The organism is Mesorhizobium sp. M2E.F.Ca.ET.209.01.1.1 (genome assembly GCF_004010375.2).
Classification (GTDB): Bacteria; Pseudomonadota; Alphaproteobacteria; order Rhizobiales; family Rhizobiaceae; genus Mesorhizobium.
Map to the genome: position 1 here is coordinate 1 of NZ_SADP02000761.1, position 324 is coordinate 324.

The following is a 324-nucleotide window of genomic DNA, read 5'->3' on the forward strand; positions in this document are numbered from 1 at the left end:
CGTTCTGGTCTAGGTCGGCGACGCGGCCCGTTACCGTCAGCTTGCTCTTGTGCAGCATGCTGACATCGTCGGCGAAGGCGGTCACCTCATGGAATTTGTGCGAGATCATCAGCACGGTGAGGTCGCCGGCTTTCGTCATGTCGCGCACAAGCCCCAGCACCTCTTGCGCCTCGCCGGGCGTCAGCACCGAGGTTGGCTCGTCCAGCACCAGGAAGCAGCGGCCAAGATAAAGCTGCTTGATGATTTCGAGCTTCTGCTTTTCGCCAGCAGCAAGCTCCGCCACCTTGACGTCGAGCGGCAGCTTGAACGGCATGCGCTCCATGA

1 pseudogene is annotated in these 324 nt (G+C 61.1%); it reads right to left on the reverse strand.

The features are described from left to right. Positions 1 to 324: pseudogene (locus tag EN852_RS37790) on the reverse strand (ABC transporter ATP-binding protein); the annotation flags it as partial.